The organism is Pseudomonas sp. PDM13, assembly GCF_025685765.1.
GTDB classification, from domain to species: Bacteria; Pseudomonadota; Gammaproteobacteria; order Pseudomonadales; family Pseudomonadaceae; genus Metapseudomonas; species Metapseudomonas solani.
Genome location: NZ_JAOTQU010000051.1, coordinates 1 through 5,502, shown reverse-complemented (window position 1 = coordinate 5,502; position 5,502 = coordinate 1). Strand labels below are relative to the sequence as shown.

General features: G+C 51.7%; 2 tRNA genes and 3 rRNA genes. All 5 read left to right on the top strand.

The features are described 5' to 3' along the window. Positions 1 to 265 precede the first annotated feature (265 nt). The 5 genes from OEJ36_RS30305 (at position 266) to rrf (ending at position 5,452) form a co-directional block, all read left to right on the top strand. Positions 266 to 1,802 (top strand): 16S ribosomal RNA (locus OEJ36_RS30305). A 95-nt stretch (positions 1,803 to 1,897) separates the two neighbouring features. After that, positions 1,898 to 1,974, top strand: a tRNA-Ile gene (locus OEJ36_RS30300). A 27-nt stretch (positions 1,975 to 2,001) separates the two neighbouring features. Continuing rightward, a tRNA-Ala gene (locus tag OEJ36_RS30295) sits at positions 2,002 to 2,077 on the top strand. Between the two features lie 236 nt (positions 2,078 to 2,313). After that, positions 2,314 to 5,205, top strand: a 23S ribosomal RNA gene (locus OEJ36_RS30290). 131 nt (positions 5,206 to 5,336) lie between these two features. After that, positions 5,337 to 5,452, top strand: a 5S ribosomal RNA gene (gene rrf / locus OEJ36_RS30285). Together the 16S, 23S and 5S rRNA genes with 2 tRNA genes alongside form the textbook arrangement of a ribosomal RNA operon. Positions 5,453 to 5,502 lie beyond the last annotated feature (50 nt).

The window sequence follows — 5,502 nt, the reverse complement described above, 5'->3', positions numbered from 1 at the left end:
AAGTTGTTGAGTAGAAAGAAAAAATTCTTCGAAAAACAGCTTGACAGATAGAAAGGCTGCTGTAGAATGCGCGGCCTCGGTTGAGACGAAAGACTTAATCGAAATTGCTCTTTAACAACTTGAATCAAGCAATTCGTGTGGGTGCTTGTGATGTAAGACTGGTAGTCGACTGATTATCAGCAACACAAGTAACACTCGTGAATTCGAGAGTTTATTTGCGATTGCTGAGCCAAGTTTAGGGTTTTCTCAAAACCCAAGCAGTATTGAACTGAAGAGTTTGATCATGGCTCAGATTGAACGCTGGCGGCAGGCCTAACACATGCAAGTCGAGCGGATGAGTGGAGCTTGCTCCATGATTCAGCGGCGGACGGGTGAGTAATGCCTAGGAATCTGCCTGGTAGTGGGGGACAACGTTTCGAAAGGAACGCTAATACCGCATACGTCCTACGGGAGAAAGCAGGGGACCTTCGGGCCTTGCGCTATCAGATGAGCCTAGGTCGGATTAGCTAGTTGGTGAGGTAAAGGCTCACCAAGGCGACGATCCGTAACTGGTCTGAGAGGATGATCAGTCACACTGGAACTGAGACACGGTCCAGACTCCTACGGGAGGCAGCAGTGGGGAATATTGGACAATGGGCGAAAGCCTGATCCAGCCATGCCGCGTGTGTGAAGAAGGTCTTCGGATTGTAAAGCACTTTAAGTTGGGAGGAAGGGCAGTAAGTTAATACCTTGCTGTTTTGACGTTACCGACAGAATAAGCACCGGCTAACTTCGTGCCAGCAGCCGCGGTAATACGAAGGGTGCAAGCGTTAATCGGAATTACTGGGCGTAAAGCGCGCGTAGGTGGTTCAGCAAGTTGGATGTGAAAGCCCCGGGCTCAACCTGGGAACTGCATCCAAAACTACTGAGCTAGAGTACGGTAGAGGGTGGTGGAATTTCCTGTGTAGCGGTGAAATGCGTAGATATAGGAAGGAACACCAGTGGCGAAGGCGACCACCTGGACTGATACTGACACTGAGGTGCGAAAGCGTGGGGAGCAAACAGGATTAGATACCCTGGTAGTCCACGCCGTAAACGATGTCGACTAGCCGTTGGGATCCTTGAGATCTTAGTGGCGAAGCTAACGCGATAAGTCGACCGCCTGGGGAGTACGGCCGCAAGGTTAAAACTCAAATGAATTGACGGGGGCCCGCACAAGCGGTGGAGCATGTGGTTTAATTCGAAGCAACGCGAAGAACCTTACCTGGCCTTGACATGCTGAGAACTTTCCAGAGATGGATTGGTGCCTTCGGGAACTCAGACACAGGTGCTGCATGGCTGTCGTCAGCTCGTGTCGTGAGATGTTGGGTTAAGTCCCGTAACGAGCGCAACCCTTGTCCTTAGTTACCAGCACGTTATGGTGGGCACTCTAAGGAGACTGCCGGTGACAAACCGGAGGAAGGTGGGGATGACGTCAAGTCATCATGGCCCTTACGGCCAGGGCTACACACGTGCTACAATGGTCGGTACAAAGGGTTGCCAAGCCGCGAGGTGGAGCTAATCCCATAAAACCGATCGTAGTCCGGATCGCAGTCTGCAACTCGACTGCGTGAAGTCGGAATCGCTAGTAATCGTGAATCAGAATGTCACGGTGAATACGTTCCCGGGCCTTGTACACACCGCCCGTCACACCATGGGAGTGGGTTGCTCCAGAAGTAGCTAGTCTAACCGCAAGGGGGACGGTTACCACGGAGTGATTCATGACTGGGGTGAAGTCGTAACAAGGTAGCCGTAGGGGAACCTGCGGCTGGATCACCTCCTTAATCGAAGACATCAGCTTCTTCATAAGCTCCCACACGAATTGCTTGATTCACTTGCGAAAAGCGATTGGGTTGTTAGACCCGAGAGTAAGACGATTGGGTCTGTAGCTCAGTTGGTTAGAGCGCACCCCTGATAAGGGTGAGGTCGGCAGTTCGAATCTGCCCAGACCCACCAATTGTCATGGGCGTGGCAGGTCTTCGAGGGGCCATAGCTCAGCTGGGAGAGCGCCTGCTTTGCACGCAGGAGGTCAGGAGTTCGATCCTCCTTGGCTCCACCATCCACTCTAAATAATCGCTGAAAGCTCAGAAATGAGTGCCTTGAGAATGGCATTGATTTCTGGTCTTTGCGCCAGAACTGTTCTTTAAAAATTTGGGTATGTGATAGAAGTAGACTGAATAATCTCTTTCACTGGTGATTATTCAAGTCAAGGTAAAATTTGCGAGTTCAAGCGCGAATTTTCGGCGAATGTCGTCTTCACGTTAGAGACAATAACCAGATTGCTTGGGGTTATATGGTCAAGTGAAGAAGCGCATACGGTGGATGCCTTGGCAGTCAGAGGCGATGAAAGACGTGGTAGCCTGCGATAAGCTTCGGGGAGTCGGCAAACAGACTTTGATCCGGAGATCTCTGAATGGGGGAACCCAGCCATCATAAGATGGTTATCTTGTACTGAATACATAGGTGCAAGAGGCGAACCAGGGGAACTGAAACATCTAAGTACCCTGAGGAAAAGAAATCAACCGAGATTCCCTTAGTAGTGGCGAGCGAACGGGGACTAGCCCTTAAGTGGCTTTGAGATTAGCGGAACGCTCTGGAAAGTGCGGCCATAGTGGGTGATAGCCCTGTACGCGAAAATCTCTTAGTCATGAAATCGAGTAGGACGGGGCACGAGAAACCTTGTCTGAATATGGGGGGACCATCCTCCAAGGCTAAATACTACTGACTGACCGATAGTGAACCAGTACCGTGAGGGAAAGGCGAAAAGAACCCCGGAGAGGGGAGTGAAATAGAACCTGAAACCGTATGCGTACAAGCAGTGGGAGCCCACTTTGTTGGGTGACTGCGTACCTTTTGTATAATGGGTCAGCGACTTATTTTCAGTGGCGAGCTTAACCGAATAGGGGAGGCGTAGCGAAAGCGAGTCTTAATAGGGCGTCTAGTCGCTGGGAATAGACCCGAAACCGGGCGATCTATCCATGGGCAGGTTGAAGGTTAGGTAACACTGACTGGAGGACCGAACCGACTACCGTTGAAAAGTTAGCGGATGACCTGTGGATCGGAGTGAAAGGCTAATCAAGCTCGGAGATAGCTGGTTCTCCTCGAAAGCTATTTAGGTAGCGCCTCATGTATCACTGTAGGGGGTAGAGCACTGTTTCGGCTAGGGGGTCATCCCGACTTACCAAACCGATGCAAACTCCGAATACCTACAAGTGCCGAGCATGGGAGACACACGGCGGGTGCTAACGTCCGTCGTGAAAAGGGAAACAACCCAGACCGTCAGCTAAGGTCCCAAAGTTATGGTTAAGTGGGAAACGATGTGGGAAGGCTTAGACAGCTAGGAGGTTGGCTTAGAAGCAGCCACCCTTTAAAGAAAGCGTAATAGCTCACTAGTCGAGTCGGCCTGCGCGGAAGATGTAACGGGGCTCAAACCATACACCGAAGCTACGGGTATCACGTAAGTGATGCGGTAGAGGAGCGTTCTGTAAGCCTGTGAAGGTGAGTTGAGAAGCTTGCTGGAGGTATCAGAAGTGCGAATGCTGACATGAGTAACGACAATGCGAGTGAAAAACTCGCACGCCGAAAGACCAAGGGTTCCTGCGCAACGTTAATCGACGCAGGGTTAGTCGGTCCCTAAGGCGAGGCTGAAGAGCGTAGTCGATGGGAAACAGGTTAATATTCCTGTACTTCTAGTTACTGCGATGGAGGGACGGAGAAGGCTAGGCCAGCTTGGCGTTGGTTGTCCAAGTTTAAGGTGGTAGGCAGAGTGCTTAGGTAAATCCGGGCGCTTAATGCCGAGAACTGATGACGAGTCGTCTTTTAGACGATGAAGTGGTTGATGCCATGCTTCCAGGAAAAGCTTCTAAGCTTCAGGTAACTAGGAACCGTACCCCAAACCGACACAGGTGGTTGGGTAGAGAATACCAAGGCGCTTGAGAGAACTCGGGTGAAGGAACTAGGCAAAATGGCACCGTAACTTCGGGAGAAGGTGCGCCGGTGAGGGTGAAGGACTTGCTCCGTAAGCCCATGCCGGTCGAAGATACCAGGCCGCTGCGACTGTTTATTAAAAACACAGCACTCTGCAAACACGAAAGTGGACGTATAGGGTGTGACGCCTGCCCGGTGCCGGAAGGTTAATTGATGGGGTTAGCGCAAGCGAAGCTCTTGATCGAAGCCCCGGTAAACGGCGGCCGTAACTATAACGGTCCTAAGGTAGCGAAATTCCTTGTCGGGTAAGTTCCGACCTGCACGAATGGCGTAACGATGGCGGCGCTGTCTCCACCCGAGACTCAGTGAAATTGAAATCGCTGTGAAGATGCAGTGTATCCGCGGCTAGACGGAAAGACCCCGTGAACCTTTACTGTAGCTTTGCACTGGACTTTGAGCCTGCTTGTGTAGGATAGGTGGGAGGCTTTGAAGCGTGGACGCCAGTCTGCGTGGAGCCATCCTTGAAATACCACCCTGGCATGCTTGAGGTTCTAACTCTGGTCCGTTATCCGGATCGAGGACAGTGTATGGTGGGCAGTTTGACTGGGGCGGTCTCCTCCTAAAGAGTAACGGAGGAGTACGAAGGTGCGCTCAGACCGGTCGGAAATCGGTCGTAGAGTATAAAGGCAAAAGCGCGCTTGACTGCGAGACAGACACGTCGAGCAGGTACGAAAGTAGGTCTTAGTGATCCGGTGGTTCTGTATGGAAGGGCCATCGCTCAACGGATAAAAGGTACTCCGGGGATAACAGGCTGATACCGCCCAAGAGTTCATATCGACGGCGGTGTTTGGCACCTCGATGTCGGCTCATCACATCCTGGGGCTGAAGCCGGTCCCAAGGGTATGGCTGTTCGCCATTTAAAGTGGTACGCGAGCTGGGTTTAGAACGTCGTGAGACAGTTCGGTCCCTATCTGCCGTGGACGTTTGAGATTTGAGAGGGGCTGCTCCTAGTACGAGAGGACCGGAGTGGACGAACCTCTGGTGTTCCGGTTGTCACGCCAGTGGCATTGCCGGGTAGCTACGTTCGGAAGAGATAACCGCTGAAAGCATCTAAGCGGGAAACTCGCCTCAAGATGAGATCTCACTGGAGCCTTGAGCTCCCTGAAGGGCCGTCGAAGACTACGACGTTGATAGGTTGGGTGTGTAAGCGCTGTGAGGCGTTGAGCTAACCAATACTAATTGCCCGTGAGGCTTGACCATATAACACCCAAACAATCTGACGATTGTTGTTATAAGGTGAAGTCGACTTAGCCGAAAATTGGCGAGAACTTGCAAAGCCTTATCACATACCCATTCGGGGTCGCGTCCTAGACGATACCCCAACCGAATTGCTTGACGACCATAGAGCGTTGGAACCACCTGATCCCATCCCGAACTCAGTAGTGAAACGATGCATCGCCGATGGTAGTGTGGAGTTTCTCCATGTGAGAGTAGGTCATCGTCAAGCACCTATACCAAACCCCCGATCTTCGTAAGAAGGTCGGGGGTTTGACTTTG